The organism is Kribbella sp. NPDC050241 (genome assembly GCF_044459685.1).
Taxonomy (GTDB): Bacteria; Actinomycetota; Actinomycetes; order Propionibacteriales; family Kribbellaceae; genus Kribbella.
On sequence record NZ_JBITJE010000001.1, the window covers coordinates 1,590,351 to 1,615,526 of the forward strand.

Here is a 25,176-nt window from a genome sequence, read left to right on the forward strand (position 1 = left end):
GCTCCCTTGGGCGTCGACAACAGGTCAAGTGCCCAGGCGCGCGGCTCGGCCGGATCCTCCGGCGGACCGTTCCCCGGTGGTCGTCCACCTCAGCGCCAGTCGCGGTCCACCGCTCAGGATACCCGGCCACCCTCCGTCGCCTCGGTCAGGAAGGTCTCGATGACAGGGTCACCGAGTTGGGGATGGGTCTTGGAGTGTGGCAGGCGGGTGTCGCGGATCGTCTTGGCCTGGGTGACCAGGTGGTCGATCTGGTCCCGGGTCGTGGCGGCGTCCGAGCTGTTGCCTTCGGCCACTGCTTCGAGGTGCCGGAGGGACTCGCGGAGTGCTTGCGCCCAGAGGAAGGTCGCATCGAGCCAGGCTCCGGCCTCGTCGGCGAACGACGGGTCGGACACCCCGGCGCGGATCCGGGCCGGAGCGTTCTCGATCGCCTCGAGGTACGGCTCGAGCTGCGCGATGGCCCCGGCCAGGTCGCCCGTCTTCCAGGTCTTCCAGAACGCGGCGGTCTGCGCGGCGAGGACCGGCGCGTTCACCAGGTGCAGCCGGCCGTCATAGGTGGTGAGGTCGGCGAAGACCTCCAGCGCAGCGATCGTCTCGGCGTCTCCCCCGGCCCGCTCGGCGAGCGCGCGGTGCCACGAGGCCTGCTCGTCGTACGTCGCCGGGTTCCAGCCGAACTCGGCGAACGAGTAGAGCGCGATCTTGCTGGCCCCGGCCTGGTTCATCGGGTTCGAGATCACGCCGACGACCTGGTCGGCCAGACCAGGCTCGCGACCGCTGTAGGCCGGCAACGGACTGCAAAGGGTCATTCTCAACAACCGTCTCCGGGTCGACCTCCGCCGCGAGCAGGATCCGGGCGGCCGCGTAGTCGTTGACCGGGTAGTTGTCCCAGATGAGGATGTCGTGCCCGAACACGGCCTTCGCCTCGGCCGCTTGTGCGCTCGTGATCGTCTCCGGTACGACGCCGATACCGGTCCAGTGCACGACCACCGCGCTGTCCAGCTGCTCCCGCAGCGCCTGCTTGTACGGCGTCTCGTCGACGTTGTAATACTCGGTCGGGACCATCTGCAGGGGGGCGAGGTCCGGCTTGGTCGCGACCCACTCGCGCTGGATCCGGTTCAGCAACTCGCTCTGTGCGCGCCCGGCTCCGCCACCGCCGGCGCCGTACTTCTCCTCGTCCTCGGCGCTGTGCCACTTCTCGTACTCGATGTCGTCCAGGGCCACATTGAACGCGCGCGCACCCAGCGCGTACAGGGCCTCGAACTTGGCGATCAGCGCCTGGAAGTCGCTGTCGTCGGTGTAGCGGATCGACAGGCCGGGTGACAGCGCGAAGGTGAAGTCGACCTTGTTCCGCACCGCACGCTCGGCCAGCTTGTCGGCCGGGTACGGGTCGCGCCACTGCTCGCGGTGGTACGGGTCGTCCTTGGGCGCGTACTCGTAGGTGTTCATCCGGTGCGTGCCGAGGTAGTCCAGATGGTCGAGCCGGTCCGCGTGCGACCACGGCGTACCGTAGAAGCCTTCGATCGAGCCGCGGTACCGCATCGTCGGCCAGTCGCGGATCTCGACGCCCTCCACATGGTTGCCCTGGACAAGCTGTGCGAAGGTCTGCGCGGCGTAGAAGGTGCCGCGCTGATCGACACCGTCCAGGACGACCTGGTCGTCGCCGACGGCAACGACGTACCCCTCGAGCGGCAACCCGTCGGCAGCCGCGTTCGTGCCTCCGAGCCGCACAGTGACAGCAGACTCGCCGTCGGTGATCGTCCGTACGCCGGCCCGTGCCAGGGTCTCGCGGACGACGCGCTCGGCGTCCGCATCGGTCGTCGGGCCGTGTACCAGCCCGACGGTGTCGCCGAGGTCGAAGCCGTCGTCGCGGTGGGTGGTCTGCTGAGGCTCAGGCGTCATTGCCCTACTACAGCAGTCCGGCGTGATCCAGCGCTAGATAGGCCGCGTCGACTCCGGTCATCGCGCCTGGTGTGCGCAGCTCGGCACGGAACGCATCGACAGTGAGCTCGACCGGCACACAGTCCTCGGTCTCGTCCAGTGACTGCTTGCCGTCCGGCCGGCAGCCGCGCGCGATCGCGATGTACTTCCGGTACGTCGACGACGCCGAGGACCACTGCCAGCCGACCAGGTCGAGCGTCTCGCAGGTGTACCCGGTCTCTTCCTCGAGCTCCCGCGCACCGGCCAGCGCCGGGTCCTCCCCCGGCTCGACCAGCCCACCTGGCAGGTTCGTCACGATCCGGTCGGGTCCGGCCCGGAACATCCGGATCGTCACGATCCGTCCCTCCGGCGTCAACGGCAGCACCGTGACACCGGCGCTGATCCCAGCGTCGGACTTCGGGCCGAACACGTCCCACTCGACCTCACGCCCGTCCGGCAGCCGGTACCGCCGCAACTTCACCGTCAGGAACCGGTGGAAGCCCAGCTCCTCACCCACCAATTCCCAGGCCGTCGGGTCACCGGGCCGAGACAGTTCAGCCGCCGCGGAGTCCGCGGCGGCTGAACGCCATTCCGGCTCGCTCACAGCGGCCGGTCGTCGTCCGGCTCCTCCGGTGGAGCAATGGGTACGTCGTCCGCCGGCGGGGCGTCGTCGGACGAGGAGGATGCTGTGCTGTCCTCCGCGGCCGGGGTGTCCTCGCTCGCCTTGCCGTCGGCCGCGGGCTTCGCGTCCTCGGCCGGGCGGGACTCGGACAGGATGCGCTCCAGCGTCTCCACGGAGATCCGCTTGAACTTCCGGACCTGGGTCCGGGTCCGGTCCAGAACCGCGACCTCGATCTGGTCCGACGTCAGCTGCCGGACCTCGGTGCCGTCGTGGCCGAGCGCATCCACAGCCAGCCGGAGCGCCCCGGCCAGCGAGATGCCCTCCTGGAAGTGCTCGCCGACGTACTCCGCGACCTGCTCGGCCGGCCCGCCCATCACGGCGTACCCGCGGACGTCCGCGATCGAGCCGTCGTAGGTGAGCCGGTAGACCTGGTCGTCGGCGGCGCTGGCACCGACCTCGGCGACCAGGATCTCCACCTCGAGCGGCTTCTCACCGCCGGAGGAGAAGATCGCGCCCAGCGTCTGCGCGTAGGCGTTGGCGAGCGCCCGGCCGGTCACGTCGCGCCGGTCGTAGGAGTACCCACGCATGTCGGCCAGCCGGACGCCGGCGATCCGCAGGTTCTCGAACTCGTTGTACCGGCCGACCGCGGCGAACGCCATCCGGTCGTAGATCTCGGCCACCTTGTGCAGCGCGGGCGAGCGGTTCTCCGCGACGAACAGGATGCCGTCGGCGTACTGCAGTGCGATCGCGCTGCGGCCCTTGGCGATGCCCTTGCGGGCGAAGTCGGCCCGGTCCCGCATCAGCTGTTCGGGCGAGACGTAGAACGGAACGCTCATCGAAGGTGTCGTCCTCTATCGGTCGATGGGGTCAGGTCAGGTGAGGGAGGCCGAGGCCGGGCCGTCGGGGCGCTGGTGCCGCTCGGCCCAGACGCGGTCCACGATCGCGGCCACCTCGTCCTCGGGCAGCCGTTTGTAGCCGTCCGCCGTGACCACGCCGACCACCGGGAAGATCCGCCGCAGCATGTCCGGGCCACCGGTCGCCGAGTCGTCGTCAGCGGCGTCGATCAGGGACTGGATCACCACCGTCACGCAGTCGGTCGCGGACAGGTCCTCGCGGTACAGCTTCTTCAGCGCGCCGCGGGCGAAGAGCGAGCCCGAGCCGACACTGTGGAAGTGGGTCTCCTCGTAGCGCCCGCCGGTCGGGTCGTAGGAGAAGATCCGGCCGCCCTTGATGTCCTCGTCGTAGCCCGCGAACAACGGCACCACGGCCAGGCCCTGCATCGCCATCGCCAGGTTGCCCCGGATCAGCGCGCTCAACCGGTTGGACTTGCCGTCCAGGCTGAGGGTCGCGCCCTCGAGCTTCTCGTAGTGCTCGAGCTCGACCTGGAACAGCCGGACCATCTCGATCCCGAAGCCGGCCGAGCCCGCGAACGCGACCGCGGAGTACTCGTCGGCGGGGAACACCTTCTCGATGTCACGCTGGGCGATGATGTTGCCCATCGTGGCCCGCCGGTCGCCGGCCATCACCACGCCACCGGGGAAGGTGGCCGCGACGATCGTCGTACCGTGCGGGACGTCGTGGGAGAAATCGGCCGACCCCAGGCTGCGCCGTCCAGGCAACAGGTCGGGCGCGTGCCCGGCCAGGAAGTCCATGAACGACGAGCCACCTGGGATCAGGAAGGCTTCCGGCAACCGGCCGGAGGCATCAAAAGTCATCGAGCGGTTCACTCCCCACCCTTTTGCACGAATCCGCGGACGAACTCCTCGGCGTTCTCCTCGAGCACCTCGTCGATCTCGTCCAGGATCGAATCGACGTCCTCGTCGAGCCGTTCCTTGCGCTCCTGGACGTCCTCGGACGCCTCGACCTGCTCGACCTCTTCCTCGGTCGACGAACGCTTCGGCTGCTTGTGCTGCTGACCGCCGTCCTTCGCCATGGCACACACCTCCTAGAACCGCCGCCTGCGGCGGCCGCCCAACCGACCCCCGCAGTGTTTCCTTATACGGCGACCCTACCCGGCGGCGCCCCCAGTAATGGTGCGAACCAGGTCACTCGCGGTGTCGCATTGGTCAAGAAGTGCCCCGACATGCGCCTTCGTGCCCCTCAGCGGGTCCAGTGTCGGGATCCGCTGCAGCGACTCCTTGCCGGGCAGATCGAAGATCACCGAGTCCCAGGAGGCGGCCGCGACCTGCGGCGCGTACTGCTGCATGCACCGGCCGCGGAAGTACGCCCGCGTGTCGGTCGGCGGGTGTGAGACCGCCATCCGGATCTCCTCGTCGGAGACGAGTCGCTGCATCCGGCCGGCCTTTACCAACTTGTAGTAAAGCCCCTTGTCCGGGCGCAGGTCGGCGTACTGCAGGTCGACCAGGTGCAGCTTCGGGTCGTCCCACTCCAGGCCGTCGCGGTCGCGGTAGGACTGGAGCAGCTTGTACTTCGCCACCCAGTCGAGCTGGTCGGCCAGCTTCATCGGGTCGATGGCCAGCTGGTCCAGGATCTGCTCCCAGCGGTGCAGCACGTCCTTGGTCTGCCGGTCCGCGTCGTCGCCGTACTTGTCCTCGACGTACTTGCGGGCCTGCTCCAGGTACTCCGTCTGCAGCTGGACGGCGGTGAGCTTGCGGCCGTCCTTCAGCGTCATCAGGTGCGTACAGGTGGGGTCGTGGCTGACCTCGTGCAGCGCGGTGACCGGGCGGTCCACGCTCAGGTCGTCGGTCAACCAGCCGTCCTCGATCATCGCCAGCACCAGCGATGCGGTGCCGACCTTCAGGTACGTCGAGATCTCGGACAGGTTGGCGTCGCCGATGATCACGTGCAGCCGGCGGTACCGGTCCGGATTCGCGTGCGGCTCGTCGCGGGTGTTGATGATCGGGCGTTTCAGCGTCGTCTCCAGGCCGACCTCGACCTCGAAGTAGTCGGCCCGCTGGCTGATCTGGAAACCGTTCGCGGCGCCGTCCTGGCCGATCCCGACGCGGCCGGCGCCGGTGACCACCTGACGGCTCACGAAGAACGGCGTCAGATGCCGCACGATCGAGGCGAACGGCGTGGACCGGCGCATCAGGTAGTTCTCGTGCGAGCCGTACGACGCACCCTTGTTGTCGACGTTGTTCTTGTACAGGTTCAGCGGCGGGGCGCCGGGGATCTGCCGGGCCTGCCGCGCGCCCTCCATGATCACCAGTTCGCCGGCCTTGTCCCAGACCACCACGTCGCGCGGATTGGTCGTCTCGGGCGCCGAGTACTCCGGGTGGGCGTGGTCGACGTACAGCCTCGCGCCGTTGGTCAGGATCACGTTCGCCAGCCCGGTCTCCTCGTCGGTGAGCTGGCTCGAATCGGCCACCTCCCGGCTCAGATCGAAGCCGCGCGCGTCCCGCAGCGGGTGCTCCTCGTCGAAGTCCCATCGGGTCTTGCGCGCGAGCGGCTGCGTCTGCGCGTAGCCGTTCACCACCTGGCTCGAGGTCAGCATCGGGTTCGCCCCGGGCTGGCCTGGTACCGAGATCCCGAACTCTGTCTCGGTTCCCATGATCCGCCGAACACTCATGCGAACGAGCCTACGCGGTGTCCGCGACGAAATCCGTTGCTGTGTCCACAGGGTTACGTGTGAGACTTCGCGGGTGGACGAAATGGTGGCCATTCTGGACGACGACAACGTGGTCATCGACGCGCGGCCACGGTCGGAGATGCGACGGGACAACCTGCGACACTCCGCGACCGGCGTACTCGTCCGGAATCCGGCCGGTGAGATCTACGTGCATCGCCGTACGCCGACCAAGGATCTCTACCCGAGCCGATACGACTTCTCGGCCGGCGGCGTCGTCGCGGCCGGCGAGGACCCGTACGACGCCGTCGTACGGGAGCTGGCCGAGGAACTGGGGATCACCGGCGCCGAGCTGACCCGGCTGCCGGAGGACGACTTCGCCGACGACCACACCAGGTACCACGCGTACCTGTACACGTGCGTCTGGGACGGCCCGGTGAAGCACCAGCCGGAGGAGGTCGAGTGGGGAGCCTGGATGTCCCCCGCCGACCTCGTCGCCAAGCTGGACGACCCCGAGTGGTCGTTCATGCCCGACACCGCCGCCCTGCTCGGTCCCCTCGTCCGCGGCCTGCCTGGTGTGACCGTCAGCGAAGGTTGGGACAGCGACGCCTGGATCGACGGTCCGTGGCTCTACCGGTCCCCTCGCCGCCCGGCGGTCGAACCCCGTCTCCTGGCCGAGGTCACACTCATGCACTGGCTCGCCCCACAGCTCCCCTTACCCGTCCCAGTGCCCGAGCGGACACCGGACGGCGTACGCCACCTCCTGCTCCCTGGAATCCCTTTCGAGGACGGTGGCACGGCCATGGGCCGCAAGCTCGGCGAGTTCCTGACGGCGCTGCACTCTGTCGACCCCGGCGAAGCAGTCGAACACGGTGTCGTCGACGCGGCGACCGCCGCTGCCGAGAAGGCGATCGCTCTCGACGAATTCCGGGACCTGATCGTGCCACTGCTGCCCGCAGAGCTGCGGCCGATGGCCCTGGACCTGCTCGACCGCGTCGCCCGGCACCGGAGCAGCCTGATCCACTGCGACTTCGGTCCGGACCACATCCTCGTCACCGACGGCCGGGTCACCGGCGTCATCGACTGGACCGACGCGGTCATCGGTGATCCCGCCCTCGACCTGGCGTGGCTTCTCGACGGCGCTCCGAGCGCGGTGGCGGCCGGCGCGGCCGAGACGTACGACCTCACCCCCGAGCTGCGCGAGCGCGCCCGGGACTGGGCGCGCCTGTCGCCCTGGTACGGCGTTCACCGCGGCTTGCTGCTGGACCTGCCCGACGACGTGGCGACCGGACTCAGAGACATCGTCTCCAGCCTCTGAGGACCGCTCAGCGGCCGGTGTGGCGGCCGGCGGTGCGGGCGAGGTTGATGCCGACCAGGCCGGCCCAGCAGACGATCACGCCGATCAGGCCCAGCATGTCCGCGGCGATCGCGGTGATCGGGATAGCGGCGACGATTGTGATGATCGCGAGCGCCAGGCCGCCGGGGTCCGTCTCGCGCCGCTTCAGGCCGACGGCCTCCAGTACGTCGTCCTGCCGGTGCCGATGCGCTTCCCGCGCGTCCAGCTTCTCCAGGAAGCTGTCGATGATCTCAGCTTCGTACTCCGGCCCCAGCTCCTGCCGTGCGGCCACAGCCGCCCGCAGGTCCTTCCGCTCCTCGTCCGTCGCCATACTTCCCAAGTTAAGCCCGCCCGAGCCCCTGTCGAATCAGGGGAAACCCCGGCCGTCCCCTCTTGGACGCCGACACCGACCCGGCGCCAAGGGGGTGCGGGTGGCGAAGCCCCCGCTCGCGGCGAGCGGAGCGAGCCGCACAACACGACGAAGCGACGTGGTCCGCGCTGTTCGCGGACACACGTCGCCTTCGCCTTCGTCCCTACAGGTACTGACCGGTGTTGGTGGCCGTGTCGATGGAGCGGCCGGGCTCGGTGCCCTGCTTGCCGGAGATGAGCGTCCGGATGTAGACGATCCGCTCGCCCTTCTTGCCGGAGATGCGGGCCCAGTCGTCCGGGTTGGTCGTGTTCGGAAGGTCCTCGTTCTCCTTGAACTCGTCCACGCACGCCTGCAGCAGGTGCTGCACCCGCAGACCCTTCTGGTTCTCGTCCAGGTAGGCCTTGATCGCCATCTTCTTGGCCCGGTCGACGATGTTCTGGATCATCGCGCCCGAGTTGAAGTCCTTGAAGTACAGGACCTCCTTGTCACCGTTGGCGTAGGTGACCTCGAGGAACCGGTTCTCGTCGGCCTCGGTGTACATCCGCTCGACGGTGCGCTGGATCATCCCGTTCACGCACTCCGCCTTGTCGCCGCCGAACTCGCTCAGGTCGTCGGTGTGCAGCGGCAGGGTGGTGGTCAGGTACTTCGAGAAGATGTCCCGGGCCGCCTCGGCGTCCGGGCGCTCGATCTTGATCTTCACGTCCAGCCGGCCGGGTCGCAGGATGGCCGGGTCGATCATGTCCTCACGGTTCGAGGCACCGATGACCAGGACGTTCTCCAGGCCCTCGACACCGTCGATCTCGCTCAGCAACTGCGGGACGATGGTGTTCTCGACATCGGAGGAGACACCACTTCCGCGGGTGCGGAACAGCGAGTCCATCTCGTCGAAGAACACGATCACCGGCATGCCCTCGGAGGCCTTCTCACGGGCCCGCTGGAAGACCAGCCGGATGTGCCGCTCGGTCTCGCCGACGTACTTGTTCAGCAGCTCCGGGCCCTTGATGTTGAGGAAGAAGGACTTCTGCCCGTCCACCCCGGTCCGCTCGGCCACCTTCTTCGCCAGCGAGTTGGCCACCGCCTTCGCGATCAGGGTCTTGCCACAGCCCGGCGGGCCGTACAGCAGGACGCCCTTCGGCGGCTTGAGCTCGTGCTCGAGGAACAGGTCCTTGTGCAGGTACGGCAGCTCGACCGCGTCCCGGATCTGCTCGATCTGACCGGACAGGCCACCGATCTGCGTGTAGTCGATGTCCGGCACCTCTTCGAGGATCAGCTCCTCGACCTCGGACTTCGGGATCTTCTCGTAGACGTATCCGGAGCGTGGCTCCAGCAGCAGCGAGTCACCGGCCCGCAGGGCGATGTCGAGCAGCGGCGAGGCGAGCCGGACGACCCGTTCCTCGTCGGCCTGCGCGATCACCAGCGCCCGCTCGCCGTCGGCGAGCAGTTCCTTGAGCATCACCACGTCGCCGACGACCTCGAAATCGCAGGCCTCGACCACGTTCAGCGCCTCGTTCAGCATCAGCTCCTGGCCGAGCTTCAGCCCGTCCAGGTCGACCGAGGGGCTGGCCGCGACCCGGAGCTTGCGGCCCCCGGTGAACACGTCCAGCGTGTCGTCGTCATTGCGGCCGAGGAAGGTGCCGAAACCGGACGGCGGTTGGGCCAGCCGGTCGACCTCCTCCTTCAGGGCGATGATCTTCTCTCGCGCCTCCCGCAGCGTCTCTGCCAGCCGCTCGTTCTGAGCGGTGACACTCGCCAAGGAGGCCTGGGTTTCGGACAGCCTGCTCTCGAGCGACCGGCTGTCAGCCGGATGCTCCAGCAACCGACGCCGCAACGCTGCGACCTCGGCTTCCAGGTAACGGACCTGGTTACGCAGCTCTGCCGCGGTAGGACTCTCGTCTCCAGCCACGATCATCACCTCACCATGTGGGGCTCGACCTTATGGACCTTACCCAGAAAACGTCGCTGGGCAAGCTGAATCCCATCACGTGTCGGTTGCGGATGAATCAGTTGCTTTCGGCACGTCTTCCGATCTCTCGGCGCGACGCGGTCCGGCGTAGTCGTCGCCGTACGCACCCGGCGCCGGCCGGCGCTTCTTGCGCGGCGCCTGAACTCCGTGTGCCATCCGTCGTGCGGTGACCAGGAAAGCGGTGTGCCCCTGCATCCGGTGGCCCGGGCGCACGGCCAGACCCTCGACATGCCAATCCCGCACCAGTGACTCCCAGGCGCGCGGCTCGGTGAACTCACCATGTGCCCTCAGCGTCTCCACAACACGGCTCAGCTGCGTCGTGGTGGCTACATAGGCACAGAACACCCCACCGGGCGACAGGGCTTCAGCGGCGGCGTCAACGCACTCCCACGGCGCCAGCATGTCGAGGATGATGCGGTCCACATCCTGCTCGTTCAGCTTCTCGACCAGGTCGCCGACCTCGAGCCTCCAAGCCGGGTGCTCAGCACCGAAGAAGCCGGTCACGTTCTTGCGCGCGACCTCGGCGAAGTCCTCGCGCCGCTCGAACGAGATGACCTGGCCCTGGATGCCGACCGCGCGCAGCAGTGCCGTGGTCAGCGCGCCGGAGCCGGCGCCGGCCTCGACCACCTTCGCACCTGGGAAGATGTCGGCCATCGTGACGATCTGCGCGGTGTCCTTGGGGTAGATCACGGCCGCGCCGCGCGGCATCGAGACCGAGTAGTCAGCCATCAGCGGGCGCAGCGCGAGGTACTCCACGCCGCCCTTGGACTTGATCACCACGGCGTCCGGCCCGTCGATCAGGTCGTCGTGCGCGATCCCGCCCTTGGTGGTGTGGAAGATCTTCCCGCGCTCCAGGAAGACCGAGTGCCGGCGGCCCTTGGAGTCCTGCAGGGTGATCCACTCCCCCGCCTGCAAGGGGCCGTGATGGACCCCGGAGTACGCCTGGTCGGGAAAGTCGCGCAAGTCAGCCATAAGGCGCTCACCTTAACTTTCAGTCACCGCGATCCCCGAATCCCGCCCTCCCCACCAACCTCTCACGGGTTGACCCACCAGACCCATCACGACGACGAGCAGCCTCTCGGTGGATGGCGGCTTTCGTCACCGCGGCCGGGTTCGTACGGCGCCAGCCACGAAACAACCCGCCAGTCGACCACCTCCCACACGCACCGCTCGAATCCCACGCAGGCATGCCGCCGGGCAAAGGGTCAGCCAGGCAGCTGGTGGGTTGGCCAACCGGGTGCCGTGGGCCAACCCGCCGGCTGATGGGCCAACCCACCAGCCGAGGCGAGGCGGGGCGCGCGCGGGGGCTGGCGGAGGATGGGCGGGCGCGGGGCAGGGGACGCCGAGAGTGGGCCGAGGGGGTTGGGAGGGGGTGGCTCAGCGGCCGCGGAAGGCTCGTTCGATGTCGCTGGTCGCCAGCACGCCGTACACCGCGCCGGCCGCGTCCAGGACCAGGTACTCCGATGCCGGGTGCTCGCGGATGGTCTTGAGGATCTCTTCACCGGTGTCGTTGATCCCGATGATGTGGCCCGCGCCGATGCGGGTCGAAACCTCGCTGACGGTGGTCCAGGGGCGTTGGTTCGGCGCGACCGCGCTCACCGCGGTCTCCGACACGAGCGCGTGCGGCTTGCCCTCGCCGTCGATCACGACGACCGCCCCGGCCTGCGCGTCCGCGGCCAGCCGGACCGCCTCGGAGATCGGCGTACCGGAGTGGACGGCGATCGCGCGGCGGGCCATCGTGCGGACCTGGAGCGCGGGCAGTTTGCGGCGGAGCCGCGCCTGCATCAGTGACGCGGTCGACCCCATCCAGAGGAAGAACCCGACCGCGAGCGCGATCAGGAAGTCGATCATGGTCGGTGGGCGATTCCAGACCTCTTCGAGGATCACCGGGGCCGCCAGCACCAGCATCGCGAGGATCCGGCCGGCCCACGCCGCCACGATCGTGCCGGTGTGCATGTTGCCGGTGACCTTCCAGACCACCGCGCGCAGCACCCAGCCGCCGTCCAGCGGCAGGCCGGGCAGCAGGTTGGTCACACCGACGATGAGGTTCGCGATGCCGAGTTCCCACAGAGCGACGTACCCGACGCCCTCGTCGAACGCGCGCGAGCCGAGGTACGCGAGCCCGCCGACGACCAGGGACGCGACCGGGCCGACCACCGAGACCGCGAATTCCTCGAGCGGTGACTTCCGCTCCCCCTCGATGTGCGTGCCGGCCGCGAAGAAGCCGAGGTTGATCTCCGAGACCCCGATGCCGAACCGCATCGCCATCAGGGCGTGCGCCAGCTCGTGGACCAGGATCGACAGCGTGAACGCGACGACGAACGCGAGCGCGGCCAGATAGCGCCAGCCGCCCAGGGAGGGGAACTGCTGCCCGATGATCGCGGCGAACCCGATCGCGAGCAGCATCGCCACCGGCAGCCAGGTGAATCGCATGGTGAGCCGGATGCCGCGGATACGACCAAGCACCCAGGTCCCGGGCGGCGGCGGGCCGGCCGGCTGGGCGGGATTCTGAGGATCACGCGATTCTGGCATCGACCCAACGCTACTTGCCCGCAGGTAACTCCGTGCTACACACCCACCTGTAGCGACGCGACATACCCCTTGCCCACGTCGCCGCTGACCGTGGCGAGCTGATGGACACCGCCGTCATCGCCGAACACATTGTCGTTCTCGAGCGACGTCCTGGACATGTTCTCGGCGCTGCCGTCGTACCCGTCGGTGGCGTAGACGGTGTCGCAGACGTCCTTCGGCAGGGCCAGTTGCGACGTACGGGTGATCTTGCCGGCCGCGGTGGCCTCGGACAGGCTCGCGTAGACCTCGAAGTGGATGTGCGGCCAGCGGCCCATGTACGCCGCCGGAAAGATCGTCGTGAAGGTGACCTTGCCGGACGAGTCCGCCGCCTGGACACCTCGCAGGTAGTTCTCGTTGGTGGCGCCGTCGGAGTAGAGGGAGTAGCGACCCTGCGCGTCGCAGTGCCACAGGTAGACGGCCGCACCTTCCAGTGGGGTGTCCTTGTCGGCGTCCAGAATCGACAGCGTCACGGTCAGCGGTACGCCGGTTGCCACGCCGGACGCGGAGCCGAACGACTTGGTGAGATCGCTGCGGACGATGCCGGACTCGGTCAGCACGTTCGGCCCGTTGGAGCCGTCACCCGGATAGGGTCCGCCGGTCTCCTGTGGGATCTCGTCGACGTCGGTGCTGCTGGTCGTCGTACTGCCCGAGGGAGTACTGGCCGAGGTAGTACTGGCTGAGGGCGTGCTGGATGTCGTGGTCGTCGTCGAGCCGGACGTGGCCGAGTCGGTGGCGTCGTCCGGAGTACAGCCGGCCACCGCGGCCAGGCCAGCGCCGGCGAAGAGGCCGAGGAACCGCCGGCGGTGCAGGGTGCCGAGGTCGTACTCCAGGCCCAGATCGTGTTCACGGGGTGGTTTCGGTGGTGGCGTCATGAGTCGAGCGTGACAAAGGGAGCCGATGGTTTCCCGAAAGCCGGCTGGGAGTTCGCTGCGAACGGTTCTCCACAGGTCCGGGTGTGCACCGACGAAGTGTCGGTGGACTCGCCTAGGGTGCTGGCATGAGTGTTGCAGCCGAAGCTGACGTGCACGGGCATCCACGCGGAGCCCTGTCGCCGTCGCGGGCCGCGGACTTCATGAGCTGCCCGCTGAAGTACCGCTTCCGCGTCATCGACCGGCTGCCGGAGAAGCCGTCCTCGGCCGCGGTCCGGGGCACGGTGGTGCACGGTGTGCTGGAGCGTTTGTTCGACCTGCCTCGCGGGCAGCGCACGCTGGAGCAGGCGGCGGAGCTGCTGGAGCCGCAGTGGCAGCACGTGCTCGAGGAGGAGCCGGAGGTCGCGGAGCTGTTCGCCGAGGACGCGAGCGGCGAGGAGCTGGCCAAGTGGCTGGCCGAGGCGCACCAGCTGCTCGGGAAGTACTTCACGCTCGAGGACCCGAACGCGCTGGAGCCCGCCGAGCGCGAGCTGTACGTCGAGACCGAGCTCGAGTCCGGTCTGGTACTGCGGGGCTACGTGGACCGGCTCGATGTCGCGCCGACCGGCGAGATCCGGGTGGTCGACTACAAGACCGGCCGGTCGCCGTCGGAGTTCTTCGAGGCCAAGGCTCTGTTCCAGATGAAGTTCTACGCGCTGGTCCTGTGGCGGCTGCGGGGCGTCGTGCCGGCGATGCTGCAACTCGTCTATCTCGGCAACGGGGAGATCGTCCGGTATGTGCCCGACGAGGCGGATCTGCGCGCTTGTGAGCGGAAGGTCTCGGCGTTGTGGAAGGCGATCAGCCGGGCGCTCGAGTCCGGCGATTGGCGGCCCAGCCCTGGTCCGCTCTGCGAGTGGTGCGACCACAAGGCGATCTGCCCGGCCTGGGGAGGCACCCCGCCGCCGCTCCCGACCCGTTCGGTTGAAGAGGTCGCCGCCGAGTCGGCGGGCGTGGACCTCGTCGATGTCGACGGCTGAACGCGATCGTTGCCTCGCGGTCCGCAAGGGCGACTTGGCCTACAGCCACACGTCGGATTCCTAGATAGCCTGCCATTGTGCCGGGCACAGTGCAGTCCATCGAGCGGGCTGCCGCTGTGCTGCGACTGCTCGCGGCCGCACCGGACGGGCTCGGCGTCGCCGACCTCGGCAACGCGCTCGGCCTGGCGAAGCCGACTGTGCACGGGATACTCCGGACCCTGCAGCAGGTCGGGTTCGTCGAGCAGGACCACACCGGCGCGCACTACCACCTGAGCGACATCTTCGGTCGGCTCGGCGAGAGCTACCTGGACCCGAACGAGTTGCGCAGCCGCGCGATCAACTGGGCCGACTCGCTCGCCTCCCGCAGCGGTGAGGTCGTCCGGGTCGGCAGACTCGTCGACGGCAAGGTCGAGGTCGTCCATCACGTCTTCCGCCCTGACGACAGCGACCAGGACCTCGACGTCGGTACGACGCTCCCGCCCCACGCCACCGCCCTTGGGAAGGCCGTGCTGGCGTTCGACACCAGCGGAGCCGCCCGACCGCGCCGGCTGGAGGCGTACACGACCCGGACGATCACTGATCCGAACCGCCTGGCCGAGGAGCTGGCCACCGTTCGTGCGCGCGGGTGGGCCAGTGAGTTCGAGGAACACACCGTCGAACTCGCCAGCATCGCGGCCCCGATCCGCGGGCTGGGCGGTCTGGTCGTCGGTGCGGTCGGTCTCGCCGGACGGCTCGAACGCATCTGTGACAGCAAGCTCCGCCACCGCCCCGACCTGATCAGTATGGTCCGGGCCACCGCCGAAGCCATCGCGCGTGACCTCCGGGAGGACACTTGACGAGAAGGCGGCCGGTTCGACCTGAGCGATCCGGCCGGCGAGAGATCGGGGGGTGGCTCGATGGCTGAGCAATACGTGGCCGCGGTGGACCAGGGAACCAACTCGACGCGGTGCATCCTGTTCGACCGCCGCGGGCGGTTGGTGTCGGTCGCACAGCGCGAGCACCGGCAACTGTTTCCGAGACCGGGCTGGGTGGAACACGACGCGGCCGAGATCTGGCGGAACGTGACCCGGGTGGTCCCGACCGCGGTCCGGCAGATCGGCGCCGAGCCGTCGCAGATCGTTGCCATCGGCATCGCCAATCAACGCGAGACCAGCCTGCTGTGGGACCGCTCGACCGGCTGGCCGATCGGCAATGCGGTGGTCTGGCAGGACACCAGGACCTCTCGGCTGGTGAGCGACCTGGCCGGCACCGAGGGCCCGGACCGGTTCGCCGATCTGTGTGGTCTGCCGCTGACGACGTACTTCTCGGCGCCGCGGCTCAAGTGGATGCTCGACCACACCCCGGGGCTGCGGCAGCGCGCCGAGCGGGGCGAGGTGTACTTCGGCACGATGGAGTCCTGGCTGATCTGGAACTTCACCGGCGGCGCGAACGGCGGGCTGCACGTCACCGACGTGACGAACGCGAGCCGCACGATGCTGATGAACATCGAGACCCTCGAGTGGGACGACAAGTTGCTCGAGGCGTTCGACGTACCGCGGGCTGTGCTGCCGGACATCCGCCCGTCGTCCGGGGTGTTCGCGACAGCGACCGACGTCCTGCCCGGGGTGCGGATCGGGGCGGCGCTCGGGGACCAGCAGGCCGCGTTGTTCGGGCAGACCTGCTTCAGTCCCGGTGAGGCGAAGTGCACGTATGGCACGGGGTCGTTCCTGCTGCTGCACACCGGCCACGAGATCGTCCGGTCCACGCACGGGATGCTGACCACGGTCGCGTACCAGATCGGCGACGAGAAGGCGTCGTACGCGCTCGAAGGGTCGATGGCGGTCACCGGTTCGCTCGTGCAGTGGTTCCGCGACGGGCTCGGGCTGATCCACACCGCCGCAGAGATCGAGACGCTGGCCCGGACGGTCGAGGACAACGGCGGCGCGTACATCGTGCCGGCGTTCTCCGGACTCTTCGCACCGCACTGGCGGAGCGAGGCGCGCGGGGTGATCGCGGGCCTCACCGGCTACATCACCAAGGGGCACCTGGCCCGCGCGGTGCTGGAGGCGACCGGTTTCCAGACCCTCGAGGTGGTCGACGCGATGAACGCCGACTCCGGCATCGCGCTGACCGCGTTGAAGGTCGACGGCGGCATGACCGCGAACAACCTGCTGATGCAGTTCCTCGCCGACCTGCTCGACGTCCCCGTGGTCCGCCCGATGGTGACCGAGACAGTCTCCCTCGGCGCCGCGTACGCCGCCGGGCTGGCCGTCGGCTACTGGCCCGATCTGGAAGGACTACGGAGCAACTGGCACCGCGCCGGTCAGTGGCTGCCGCACATGGATCCGGACCGCCGCGCCACCGAGTACGCCAACTGGAAGGCCGCAGTCCAACGCACCTTCGGCTGGATCCGCCCCGAACAGGTCGCCGAGTAATCCGCCTCAGGCCGGGGACACGATGTCCGGGGCCTCCAGGCGGACCTTGTCGGCGGACTCGTCGTCGGGCTGGTCCTGGGAGGCGCGTTCGGACTGGACGCGGCGGATGTAGAACGAGACCTCACGCTCGATCGTCGCCTCGTCCCAGCCGAGGATCGGGGCCACCAGCCGGGCGGCCGCCTCAGCTGCCCCGACCCCACGATCCCAGGCCTCGATCGAGATCCGGGTCCGGCGAGCCAGGATGTCGTCCAGGTGCCGTGCCCCTTCGGCCTTCGCGCCGTACACGATCTCGGCCTTCAGGTAGTCCTGCGTGCCCGGCAGCTGCTCACCCAGCGACGGGTCCTCCTCGACGAGTTGCAGTACCTCGTCGACCAGAGCGCCGTACCGATTGAGCAGGTGCTCGATCCGGGCCACGTGCAGGCCGGAGCGTTGCGCGATCAGGTGCCGCTGGTTCCACAGCGCGTGGTAGCCGTCGGCACCGACCAGCGGCGTGGTCTTGGTGACCGACTTCGGCACCCGGCCATCCAGCGCCGCGGCGGCCGCGTCGATCGCGTCCTTGGCCATCACCCGGTACGTCGTGTACTTGCCGCCGGCAACCACCACGAGACCCGGCGCCGCGTGCGCCACGACGTGTTCACGGGACAGCTTCGACGTGCTCTCCGACTCACCCGCGAGCAGCGGCCGGAGTCCGGCGTACACGCCCTCGACGTCCTCCCGGGTCAGCGGCGTGGTGAGTACGGCGTTCACGTGGTCGAGCAGGTACTCGATGTCCTTGCTGGTCGCGGCCGGGTGAGCCTTGTCCAGGTTCCAGTCGGTGTCCGTGGTGCCGATCAGCCAGTGCCGGCCCCACGGGATGATGAACAGCACCGACTTCTCGGTGCGCAGGATCATCCCCGTGCTGGACTGGATCCGGTCCTTTGGGACGACCAGGTGGATCCCCTTCGAGGCCCGGACGTGGTACTGGCCGCGCTCCCCCACCATCGCCTGGGTGTCGTCGGTCCAGACACCGGTCGCGTTCACGACCTGCTTCGCCCGGACCTCGAACTCGCGGCCGCTCTCCAGGTCCTTCGCCTGCACCCCGGTGACCCGCTCACCCTGGCGCAGGAACCCGGTGACCTTGACCCGGTTCGCGACATGAGCGCCGTACGACGCCGCCGTCCGGGCCAGCTCCATCGTGTGGCGGGCATCGTCGACCTGGGCGTCGTAGTACTGCAAGGCGCCGACCAGGGCCGACTTCTTCAGGCTCGGCACCAGCCGCATCGCGCCACGCCGGGTCAGGTGCCGGTGGAGCGGGAGCCCGGCACCGTGCCCGGAGCTGACGGCCATGCCGTCGTACAGGGCGACACCGGCTCCGGCGTAGAACCGCTCCCACCAGCGGTGCTGGAGCGGGTAGAGGAACGGCACCGGCTTCACCAGGTGCGGTGCCAGGCGTTGCAGGAGCAGGCCGCGCTCCTGCAACGCCTCGTGCACCAATCGGAAGTCGAGCATCTCCAGGTAGCGCAGGCCACCGTGCATCAACTTGCTGGACCGGCTGGAGGTGCCGCTCGCGTAGTCGCGGGCCTCCAGCAGTCCGGTGGTCAGGCCCCGGGTGGCGGCATCGAGCGCCGACCCCGTGCCGACCACCCCGCCACCGATCACCAGGACGTCCAGTTCCCGTCCGTCGGCCATCGCGTCGATCGCGTCGGCCCTCGCTTGCGGTGACAGAGCCACTACGCCCACTGTGCTGTTCCTTCCGATTCCGTTACGTTGCTACCGAGCGGGCAGGGTCAGTCGACGTCGACCCAGTCCAGCGTCCGCTGGACCGCCTTTTGCCAGCCGGCGTACCCCTTGGTCCGCTGCTCGTCCGTCCACTGCGGCTCCCACCGCTTGTCCTCGTTCCAGTTCTGGACCAGCTCGTCGGTGTTCTTCCAGAAGCCGACCGCCAGGCCGGCCGCGTACGCCGCACCGAGCGCGGTGGTCTCCGCGACGACCGGCTTGCTCACCGGGACGCCGAGGATGTCGGCCTGCATCTGCATGGCCAGCTCGTTCGCCGTCACGCCGCCGTCGACCTTGAGCACGTCGAGCCTCACGCCCGAGTCCTTCTCCATCGCGTCGGCGACGTCCTTGCTCTGGTAGCAGATCGCTTCCAGTGTTGCTCGGGCCAGGTGCGCGTTGGTGTTGAACCGGGATAGACCGACGATGGCGCCGCGGGCATCGGACCGCCAGTACGGCGCGAACAGTCCGGAGAACGCCGGCACGAAGTACACGCCGCCGTTGTCCTCGACCTGCCGGGCCAGCGTCTCGGTCTCACTCGCACCGGAGATGATGCCGAGCTGGTCGCGCAGCCACTGGACCGCGGACCCGGTCACCGCGATCGATCCCTCGAGCGCGTAGATCGGCGCCGCGTCGCCGAACTTGTAGCACATCGTGCTGAGCAGACCGGCCTTCGACCGGACCAGCTCGGTGCCGGTGTTCAACAGCATGAAGTTGCCGGTGCCGTAGGTGTTCTTGGCCTCGCCCGGGTTGAAGCAGACCTGGCCGACGGTCGCCGCCTGCTGGTCGCCGAGGTCGCCGGTCAGTGCCACCACGCCGCCGACCGGACCGTTCGCGAGGGTCTCGCCGTACTTGTTCGGATCCGACGACGGCCGGATCTCCGGCAGCATCTGCCGCGGGATGTTGAAGAACGAGATCAGCTCGTCGTCCCAGTCGAGCGTCTCGAGGTTCATCAGCATGGTCCGGCTGGCGTTGGTGACGTCGGTGATGTGTACGCCGCCGTCCGTCCCGCCGGTCAGGTTCCACAGCAGCCAGGTGTCGGTGTTGCCGACGACGGCGTCACCGGCCTCGGCCGCCTCGCGCACCCCGTCGACGTTCTCCAGGATCCACTGCACCTTGCCGGCCGAGAAGTACGTCGCCGGCGGCAGGCCGGCCTTCTGCCGGATCACGTCGCCCTTGCCCTCGCGCTCGAGCGCGGAGGCGATCCGGTCGGTCCGGGTGTCCTGCCAGACGATCGCGTTGTAGTAGGGCCGCCCGGTCTTGCGGTTCCAGACCACCGCCGTCTCGCGCTGGTTGGTGATGCCGAGCGCGGCGAGGTCGCTTGCCTGCAACCCCTTCGCGTTCATCGCGGTCCGGACGACCGAGTTGGTCCGCTCCCAGATCTCGACCGGGTTGTGCTCCACCCAGCCGGCCTGCGGCAGGATCTGCTCGTGCTCCAGCTGGTGGATGCCCACCTCGTTGCCGGAGTGGTCGAAGATCATGAAACGGGTGCTCGTGGTGCCCTGGTCGACGGCACCGACGAAGTCAGCCATGGAAAGTCCTCTCCTCACACTGCTCAGTGGTACGGCGCGTCACGCCGTGGTCTCCTCGTCGGGCACTCGGCCCGGCTCCTCGTCCGCGTCGCTCACCGGCAGGTTCCGGCCGACCAGCAGGTCGTAGAGGAACGCGCCGATGAGCGCGCCGATGATCGGTCCCACGATCGGGACCCAGAAATAGGGATCCCCGAACTGGTCCTTGAACGCTCCCCCGTACCCGGTCAGGTAGGACGCCAACCGCGGACCGAAGTCACGGGCCGGGTTGATCGCGTAGCCAGCCAGCGTGCCCCAGGCCATGCCGATGCCGACGACCAGAAGACCGATCATGAACGGGCCGAGGTTCGCCATCGGCGCGGTGTTGCGGAGGTCGACGATGGCCAGGATGACCAGCATCAGGATCGCCGTACCGATGATCTGGTCCAGGAATCCACCCCACATGCCGACACCGAGCTCCGTGCTGCCGTTGCCAGGCAGGGTCGAGAACACGCCCTGACTCTTGATGGTCAGGCCGGGGTCGAACTTCTCCAGGACCTTGTCGTAGTTCCAGCGGACCACCAGCGCCGCCGCGAACGCACCGAGGAACTGTGCGCCGATGTACGGCAGCACTTTCCGCCAGGCGAACCCGCGGAACGCCGCGAGGGCGATCGTGACCGCGGGGTTGATGTGGGCACCGCTGATCCGGGCCGACACGTACACGCCCATGGTCACGCCGATACCCCACGCCCACGAGATCGAGTCGTGATCCCCGATACCACCGGCGACCACTTGGGCCACCACACCCACGCCGAACAGGATCAGGATGAATGTCCCCGCGAACTCCGCCGAGCATTCAGCCAGAAGGGTTCTTGCCTTGACTGTTTCCGTCGTAGCCATGCCGAACCTCCCCTCCACGCCGTGACGACCACGGCTGGCTGGAATGTAGAAGCGTTAGCGGGGCGGCACAACGCCGGTCGTTCGACATTGTCGAACGCCGCAACCCCACCACCCGGCTGCGACACTCAGTGATCGCGCGTACTCGCAGACTGATCAATCCAGGACCCAACGCTTCGACGGTCTGACCGCGTCACAAGGGTTGAATCGACCCGGGCCGACAGAGGGGACCAGATGGCCGACGAGCGGGACACCGCCGGGTTCGCGGAGTTCGCGACCACCCGGCACCGCGCGCTGTACCGCTACGCCTACCTGCTGGCCGGTGATCGCGGCCTGGCGGACGACCTGGTCCAAGAGGCGCTGGTCAAGACGTACGTCGGGTGGCGACGCCTCCGCGACCCCGGCAACGCGGAGGCCTACACCCGCCGGGTCATCACCACCACCGCGATCACCTGGTGGCGGCGGAAGTCGTGGCATGCCGAGCGGCCCCATGACGACGTACCGGATCGGCCGGTGGATGCGGGCGACACCACTGCGCGGATCTGGTTGTGGAACGAACTCCGGCAGTTGCCGCCGAGGCAACGAGCGGCGTTGGTCCTGCGGTACTACGAGGACCTGACCGAGGTACAGACCGCCGAGGCGCTCGGCTGCAGCGTCGGCACCGTGAAGAGCCAGGTCTCCGACGCGCTGAAGAAGCTGCGCAGCCGCCTGGGTGGCGACGTCGCACTGATCGTGGAGAAGGCAGGGATGACGGAATGAACGAGTTGCTCAGGGACACCCTCGCCGAGCACGCGGACAGCGCCGAGCCGCCCGCTCTCGACCTGGACGGGATCGTCGCGGCCGGCGACCGCCGGATCAGCCGCCGCCGGGCCACCGCGGTCCTCGGCGGCGCGGTGGTCACGCTCGCCGCCATCGCCGGTGGGGTCACCGCCGCCCGGTCGCTCGACCGTCGCCCGGCACCGGCCACACCTCCTCCCTTCGCCGAACGCCGCGCGACGTACGCCATCGGCAGCCAGATCCACTACGGCAAGGACGTCATCTCGGTCGCGCCGCACCGGGTCAGCGCCCTCGTCCAGACCGACGCGGGCTTCGTCTTCCTCGACGACGACAACCACATCTACGTCGCCGGTCCCGCCGGAGTACGCCGAATCGCGCCCGGCAAGGGCACCGGGCGTCTGACCGCCGACGGCCACGGCAGCCTGGTCGGCTGGGTCGAGGACTACACCGACCGCAGCGAGTCGGTCGTCTACGACGTGGCCGCGGACCGCGAGGTCGCCCGGACCGCGATCGGCAACCTGCGCGGCCCCTTGCTCGACGCCGTGATGGGACCCCGGGTCGTCGCCATCGACGGCGACACGGCGTACTTCGGCACCCTCAAGGGGCTCTATCGCTGGGACCTGAAGGCCGGCACCGGCCGGTTCATCGCCCAACTGGCTCCCAACGTCGTGCGTGGCGTCTCGTCCGGGCAGTACCTGTTCCAACGGCCGCTGCAGCACCCGACGAGTGGGACGGGCCTGGCGGTCGGTCCGGCACCGAGCGACTCCGCCCGTCGTACCTTCCCCGGCCGCCAGGGCTACCTCTCCCCCACCGCGGACTATCTGGTCGCGGGTCCGGCCGACAATCAGCGGGCCGAGCCGGCCGCCGCCGCGCTCGACCTGTACTCGGTGAGATCCGGCGCGAGGCTCGCGCTACGTCACCCAGATCATCCGCGCCTGATCTTCGGCCAGTGGCTCAACGACAGCACCTTCACCGCCGTCGGTGTCCGCGCCGGGCAGAACGCTGCCGTCGACCTGCTCACCTGCTCCGCCACCACCCTGGCCTGCCAGGTCAGCACAGCGGCCTTCTCCACGTTCACCTTCGACCCGACCCCACCCCGGGACCTGCCGTTCGCCGTACCCCTGGGCGTACGGATCACCCACTACTTCGGCTGACCTGGGGTCGTCCGTGCTGTTGAGGCGTGGCCTGCCAGAATCTGGGCGACGAAAGGGGCAGGGTGGAGGATACGTTCGCGGCGCGGCTGCGGGACGCACGCCGGGCCAGGGGTCTGACCCAGGAGAGCCTGGCGGAGCTGGCGGGTCTCAGCGCGCAGGCCATCGGTCTGCTGGAACGCGGCGTCCGCCGGTTCCCGCACCCGACCACGATCGACAAGCTGGACGAGGCGCTCCAGCTCGCCCCGGAGGAGCTCGCGGCCTTCAAGCGGCTGGCTTCACGCGGCGCCGCCGGCCCGACAGCCACCCAAGCCAAGCCCGCAGGTCCGGCCTGGGTCGTGGCTCGCCAGTTGCCGTCCGCGAACGCGGGGTTCGCCGGCCGCACGCAGCAGGTCGACCAGCTGACCGATCTCCTCCGCGGAACTCCGGCACAGCCCGGCTCACCCATCGTCGCCACGATCCGCGGCATGGCAGGCGTCGGAAAGACCGCACTGGCGATCCACGCCGCCCACGCGAGCGCTGACCTGTACCCCGACGGCACCCTGCTGGTAAACCTGCGCGGCTTCGGCGCCGGTACGCCGGTCAGCCCGCTGCACGCGATCGGTCAGCTCCTGCGCGGAACCGGCGTACCGCCCGATGCCGTGCCGGGCAGTCTCGCCGAGGCCGTCGCAGCCCTTCGGAGCCGGTTGGCCGACCGCCGCGTGCTACTGGTTCTCGACAACGCGCAGGACGTCGGTCAGGTCGCCGACCTCATCCCGGCCGCGAGCGGGTCCGCCGTACTCATCACCAGTCGCGCCACGCTGACGGCCCTGCCGGCGAGCCTGCACCTGCAGCTCGAACCGATGCCGGTGGATGAGTCACTCCGTCTGCTCGAGACCATCGCCGGAGCAGACCGGCTCGCCTCGGCCGCGGCTCGCGTCGCGGAGCTGTGTGGGCACCTCCCCCTCGCGCTCTCGGTGGCCGGCGCGTGGCTCGTCCGGCATCCGTCCGCTTCCGGCACCGAGTTGGCGCAGCGACTGGAGGACGAGTCCCGCCGACTCGACCTCCTCGGCGTCGACGACCTCGACGTCCGGGCGAGCCTCTCGCTGTCGATCGAGCAGTTGACCCGCAGCTCCGACCCACTCGACCACAGCGCCGCACAAGCCCTCACGTTGCTCAGCCTCAGCGACGCCGAAGACTTCACCGCGGAGACGGCAGCGGCCCTCATCGACACGCGGCCGACCGACGCCGACCGCTGGCTGGAACGCCTGACTGACCTGCACCTGCTCGAGTCTCGTGCGCCCGGTCGCTACCAGTTCCACGACCTCGTCCGCGCCTTCGGCCGCGAGCTCGCCGCCCGGCTCCCCGGGGACGAGCAGGCCGCCGCGCTCGACCGCAGCCTCGCGTTCTACGTCGCCGTCGCCTGGCGGGCGACCAGCATCGGCGATCCGAACGCCGCCCGGATGGCCTGGCCCGGCCGTCCACCGGCGCCGGCCTCTCCGGCGTTCGATCGCTCGGAGCAGGCGCTGGCGTGGATCGACGACGAGCTCCGCAACTGCCTGGCCCTGATCGACCAGGTCCGCGACCTCGGTGGCCGCGACGAACTCGCGGCCGGCCTCATCGTCGGCCTCTACAACTACTTCGCGATGCGCGGCAGCATGTCCGACTGGCTGCCGGCGATCGACCGGGTCGCCGCCGGACAGCTCGACCGCTGGACCCTGGCCCAGCTCCACGCCGACGCTGCCATCGCCCTGGCCGAGCTGGCACGGTACGACGAGTCGGCGGTGCGCTTCGGTCTCGCCCGCGACCTCTTCGAGTCGATCGGCAATCTCCGCGGGGTGTCACTCGCGACGAACAACAAGGCGCGGCTGCTGATCCGGATGCATCGCTACCGCGAGGCCTTGCCACTCGTCGAGCACGCGCTGGCCGTCAACCAGCAGCTGGACAACCAACGGGGGCTGGCGGCAACCAACCTCACGTTGACCGAGGTCTACACCGAGCTCGGCGACTGGACCGCGGCCGAGGCTGCCAGCACCGCCGCGATGCAACTGTTCGCCGCGGTCGGCGACAAGGGAGGCGCCGCCAACGGCAGGATCGACCGGGCCTGGGCGCGGGCGAAGTCGGGCCGACCCGAGTCCGCCGTACCCGAAATCGTCCAGGCGATGGCCGAGCTCGAAGCGCTCGGCCACCGCAAGAACGTCAGTGACGCGCACTACGTCCTCGGCCTGGTCCATGCCCGGCTCGGCGACTTCGAGTCGGCGATCGAGCAGACCGAAGACGCCCTCGAGATCGCTCTGGACGTGGGTGACCTCCGGCGCGAGGCGCAGACCCGGCTGGAGCTCGGCCGGGTGCTGAACGACATCGGTGAGCACGACGACGCCGTACCGAACCTGGAGTTCGCACTCGGCTTCTATCGCGAGCACGACAGCGCGCTGGCCGAGCAGACCGAGGACCTGTTCGCCGCGGCCAAGGAAAGCACTCAGCGCCTGACGCCGACCGTCAGGCGCTGAG

21 protein-coding genes, 1 pseudogene and 1 riboswitch are annotated in these 25,176 nt (G+C 69.0%); of the genes and pseudogenes, 7 read left to right on the plus strand and 15 right to left on the minus strand.

What is annotated here, in order from left to right; all coding sequences use genetic code 11:
• Positions 1 to 23: 23 nt before the first annotated feature.
• Positions 24 to 113, minus strand: a riboswitch (ZMP/ZTP riboswitch).
• The 7 genes and pseudogenes from ACIBG5_RS07515 to dop all read right to left on the minus strand — a co-directional run bounded on the left by ACIBG5_RS07515 (position 114) and on the right by dop (position 6,065).
• On the minus strand, positions 114 to 719 hold the full coding sequence (locus tag ACIBG5_RS07515; protein ID WP_396390694.1) for a beta-N-acetylglucosaminidase domain-containing protein: 606 nt from the start codon (positions 717 to 719) through the stop codon (positions 114 to 116). It abuts the riboswitch before it with no gap.
• 166 nt (positions 720 to 885) lie between these two features.
• Positions 886 to 1,896 (minus strand): annotated as a pseudogene (locus tag ACIBG5_RS07520) (beta-N-acetylglucosaminidase domain-containing protein); the annotation flags it as partial.
• Between the two features lie 7 nt (positions 1,897 to 1,903).
• A complete protein-coding gene (locus ACIBG5_RS07525; RefSeq protein WP_360446895.1) occupies positions 1,904 to 2,518 on the minus strand; it encodes an NUDIX hydrolase in 615 nt (204 codons plus the stop codon).
• A complete protein-coding gene (prcA, locus tag ACIBG5_RS07530; protein WP_396390695.1) occupies positions 2,515 to 3,372 on the minus strand; it encodes a proteasome subunit alpha in 858 nt (285 codons plus the stop codon). The genes ACIBG5_RS07525 and prcA overlap by 4 nt, the downstream gene beginning before the upstream one ends.
• 36 nt (positions 3,373 to 3,408) lie before the next feature.
• On the minus strand, positions 3,409 to 4,251 hold the full coding sequence (prcB, locus tag ACIBG5_RS07535; protein ID WP_360446891.1) for a proteasome subunit beta: 843 nt from the start codon (positions 4,249 to 4,251) through the stop codon (positions 3,409 to 3,411).
• An 8-nt stretch (positions 4,252 to 4,259) separates the two neighbouring features.
• Positions 4,260 to 4,469 carry a ubiquitin-like protein Pup gene (locus ACIBG5_RS07540; RefSeq protein WP_130448384.1) on the minus strand — a complete coding sequence of 70 codons (210 nt, stop codon included), beginning with the start codon at positions 4,467 to 4,469 and terminating at the stop codon, positions 4,260 to 4,262.
• Between the two features lie 75 nt (positions 4,470 to 4,544).
• Positions 4,545 to 6,065: a depupylase/deamidase Dop gene (gene dop / locus ACIBG5_RS07545; protein WP_131515973.1), complete on the minus strand. Its 1,521-nt coding sequence runs from the start codon at positions 6,063 to 6,065 to the stop codon at positions 4,545 to 4,547.
• A gap of 82 nt (positions 6,066 to 6,147) precedes the next feature.
• On the opposite strand from dop, the gene ACIBG5_RS07550 reads away from it, so the two are divergent.
• Positions 6,148 to 7,380 carry a phosphotransferase gene (locus ACIBG5_RS07550; protein WP_396390771.1) on the plus strand — a complete coding sequence of 411 codons (1,233 nt, stop codon included), beginning with the start codon at positions 6,148 to 6,150 and terminating at the stop codon, positions 7,378 to 7,380.
• A 7-nt stretch (positions 7,381 to 7,387) separates the two neighbouring features.
• Here ACIBG5_RS07550 and ACIBG5_RS07555 read toward each other — a convergent pair whose 3' ends face one another.
• From ACIBG5_RS07555 to ACIBG5_RS07575, 5 genes are all read right to left on the minus strand, one after another.
• Positions 7,388 to 7,729, minus strand: coding sequence for a hypothetical protein (locus ACIBG5_RS07555; RefSeq protein ID WP_396390696.1), 342 nt, complete (start codon positions 7,727 to 7,729; stop codon positions 7,388 to 7,390).
• Positions 7,730 to 7,931: 202 nt separating this feature from the next.
• Positions 7,932 to 9,677, minus strand: a complete 1,746-nt coding sequence (gene arc / locus ACIBG5_RS07560) for a proteasome ATPase (protein ID WP_396390697.1) — start codon at positions 9,675 to 9,677, stop codon at positions 7,932 to 7,934.
• 69 nt (positions 9,678 to 9,746) lie between these two features.
• The gene (locus tag ACIBG5_RS07565; protein WP_396390698.1) at positions 9,747 to 10,703 is read right to left on the minus strand and encodes a tRNA (adenine-N1)-methyltransferase; all 957 of its coding nucleotides are present in this window, start codon (positions 10,701 to 10,703) and stop codon (positions 9,747 to 9,749) included.
• 405 nt (positions 10,704 to 11,108) lie between these two features.
• Complete coding sequence (locus tag ACIBG5_RS07570; protein ID WP_396390699.1) at positions 11,109 to 12,263, minus strand: site-2 protease family protein; 1,155 nt, start codon at positions 12,261 to 12,263, stop codon at positions 11,109 to 11,111.
• Between the two features lie 35 nt (positions 12,264 to 12,298).
• On the minus strand, positions 12,299 to 13,174 hold the full coding sequence (locus ACIBG5_RS07575; protein ID WP_396390700.1) for an intradiol ring-cleavage dioxygenase: 876 nt from the start codon (positions 13,172 to 13,174) through the stop codon (positions 12,299 to 12,301).
• Positions 13,175 to 13,299: 125 nt separating this feature from the next.
• Here ACIBG5_RS07575 and ACIBG5_RS07580 point away from each other — a divergent pair, with 125 nt between their 5' ends.
• From ACIBG5_RS07580 to glpK (ACIBG5_RS07590), 3 genes are all read left to right on the plus strand, one after another.
• Complete coding sequence (locus ACIBG5_RS07580; protein WP_396390701.1) at positions 13,300 to 14,187, plus strand: RecB family exonuclease; 888 nt, start codon at positions 13,300 to 13,302, stop codon at positions 14,185 to 14,187.
• A gap of 77 nt (positions 14,188 to 14,264) precedes the next feature.
• Positions 14,265 to 15,023, plus strand: coding sequence for an IclR family transcriptional regulator (locus ACIBG5_RS07585; protein ID WP_360446871.1), 759 nt, complete (start codon positions 14,265 to 14,267; stop codon positions 15,021 to 15,023).
• A 60-nt stretch (positions 15,024 to 15,083) separates the two neighbouring features.
• Positions 15,084 to 16,601, plus strand: coding sequence for a glycerol kinase GlpK (gene glpK, locus ACIBG5_RS07590; protein ID WP_396390702.1), 1,518 nt, complete (start codon positions 15,084 to 15,086; stop codon positions 16,599 to 16,601).
• 6 nt (positions 16,602 to 16,607) lie between these two features.
• Here the strand turns inward: glpK (ACIBG5_RS07590) and ACIBG5_RS07595 are convergent, their stop codons facing one another.
• The 3 genes from ACIBG5_RS07595 to ACIBG5_RS07605 are packed head-to-tail and all read right to left on the minus strand — an operon-like array spanning position 16,608 to position 20,761.
• Complete coding sequence (locus ACIBG5_RS07595) at positions 16,608 to 18,320, minus strand: glycerol-3-phosphate dehydrogenase/oxidase (RefSeq protein ID WP_396390703.1); 1,713 nt, start codon at positions 18,318 to 18,320, stop codon at positions 16,608 to 16,610.
• Between the two features lie 47 nt (positions 18,321 to 18,367).
• Entirely contained in the window at positions 18,368 to 19,885 is a 1,518-nt protein-coding gene (glpK, locus tag ACIBG5_RS07600) for a glycerol kinase GlpK (protein ID WP_396390704.1), read from the minus strand.
• A 39-nt stretch (positions 19,886 to 19,924) separates the two neighbouring features.
• Entirely contained in the window at positions 19,925 to 20,761 is an 837-nt protein-coding gene (locus ACIBG5_RS07605) for an MIP/aquaporin family protein (protein WP_360446863.1), read from the minus strand.
• 231 nt (positions 20,762 to 20,992) lie between these two features.
• Here ACIBG5_RS07605 and ACIBG5_RS07610 point away from each other — a divergent pair, with 231 nt between their 5' ends.
• From ACIBG5_RS07610 to ACIBG5_RS07620, 3 genes are all read left to right on the plus strand, one after another.
• Complete coding sequence (locus ACIBG5_RS07610) at positions 20,993 to 21,517, plus strand: SigE family RNA polymerase sigma factor (protein WP_396390705.1); 525 nt, start codon at positions 20,993 to 20,995, stop codon at positions 21,515 to 21,517.
• Positions 21,514 to 22,689: a hypothetical protein gene (locus ACIBG5_RS07615; protein WP_396390706.1), complete on the plus strand. Its 1,176-nt coding sequence runs from the start codon at positions 21,514 to 21,516 to the stop codon at positions 22,687 to 22,689. Before ACIBG5_RS07610 ends, ACIBG5_RS07615 begins: the two co-directional genes overlap by 4 nt.
• A 62-nt stretch (positions 22,690 to 22,751) precedes the next feature.
• The gene (locus ACIBG5_RS07620; protein WP_396390707.1) at positions 22,752 to 25,175 is read left to right on the plus strand and encodes a tetratricopeptide repeat protein; all 2,424 of its coding nucleotides are present in this window, start codon (positions 22,752 to 22,754) and stop codon (positions 25,173 to 25,175) included.
• Position 25,176: the final 1 nt, after the last annotated feature.

What these genes read in the sequence shown, in the direction of transcription:
- ACIBG5_RS07515 (WP_396390694.1), bottom strand. Translation starts at nt 719, where the DNA reads ATGAACCAGGCCGGGGCCAGCAAGATCGCGCTCTACTCGTTCGCCGAG.
- prcA (WP_396390695.1), bottom strand. Translation starts at nt 3,372, where the DNA reads ATGAGCGTTCCGTTCTACGTCTCGCCCGAACAGCTGATGCGGGACCGG.
- prcB (WP_360446891.1), bottom strand. Translation starts at nt 4,251, where the DNA reads ATGACTTTTGATGCCTCCGGCCGGTTGCCGGAAGCCTTCCTGATCCCA.
- ACIBG5_RS07540 (WP_130448384.1), bottom strand. Translation starts at nt 4,469, where the DNA reads ATGGCGAAGGACGGCGGTCAGCAGCACAAGCAGCCGAAGCGTTCGTCG.
- dop (WP_131515973.1), bottom strand. Translation starts at nt 6,065, where the DNA reads ATGAGTGTTCGGCGGATCATGGGAACCGAGACAGAGTTCGGGATCTCG.
- ACIBG5_RS07550 (WP_396390771.1), top strand. Translation starts at nt 6,148, where the DNA reads ATGGTGGCCATTCTGGACGACGACAACGTGGTCATCGACGCGCGGCCA.
- ACIBG5_RS07555 (WP_396390696.1), bottom strand. Translation starts at nt 7,729, where the DNA reads ATGGCGACGGACGAGGAGCGGAAGGACCTGCGGGCGGCTGTGGCCGCA.
- arc (WP_396390697.1), bottom strand. Translation starts at nt 9,677, where the DNA reads ATGATCGTGGCTGGAGACGAGAGTCCTACCGCGGCAGAGCTGCGTAAC.
- ACIBG5_RS07565 (WP_396390698.1), bottom strand. Translation starts at nt 10,703, where the DNA reads ATGGCTGACTTGCGCGACTTTCCCGACCAGGCGTACTCCGGGGTCCAT.
- ACIBG5_RS07570 (WP_396390699.1), bottom strand. Translation starts at nt 12,263, where the DNA reads ATGCCAGAATCGCGTGATCCTCAGAATCCCGCCCAGCCGGCCGGCCCG.
- ACIBG5_RS07575 (WP_396390700.1), bottom strand. Translation starts at nt 13,174, where the DNA reads ATGACGCCACCACCGAAACCACCCCGTGAACACGATCTGGGCCTGGAG.
- ACIBG5_RS07580 (WP_396390701.1), top strand. Translation starts at nt 13,300, where the DNA reads ATGAGTGTTGCAGCCGAAGCTGACGTGCACGGGCATCCACGCGGAGCC.
- glpK (WP_396390702.1), top strand. Translation starts at nt 15,084, where the DNA reads ATGGCTGAGCAATACGTGGCCGCGGTGGACCAGGGAACCAACTCGACG.
- glpK (WP_396390704.1), bottom strand. Translation starts at nt 19,885, where the DNA reads ATGGCTGACTTCGTCGGTGCCGTCGACCAGGGCACCACGAGCACCCGT.
- ACIBG5_RS07605 (WP_360446863.1), bottom strand. Translation starts at nt 20,761, where the DNA reads ATGGCTACGACGGAAACAGTCAAGGCAAGAACCCTTCTGGCTGAATGC.
- ACIBG5_RS07610 (WP_396390705.1), top strand. Translation starts at nt 20,993, where the DNA reads ATGGCCGACGAGCGGGACACCGCCGGGTTCGCGGAGTTCGCGACCACC.
- ACIBG5_RS07615 (WP_396390706.1), top strand. Translation starts at nt 21,514, where the DNA reads ATGAACGAGTTGCTCAGGGACACCCTCGCCGAGCACGCGGACAGCGCC.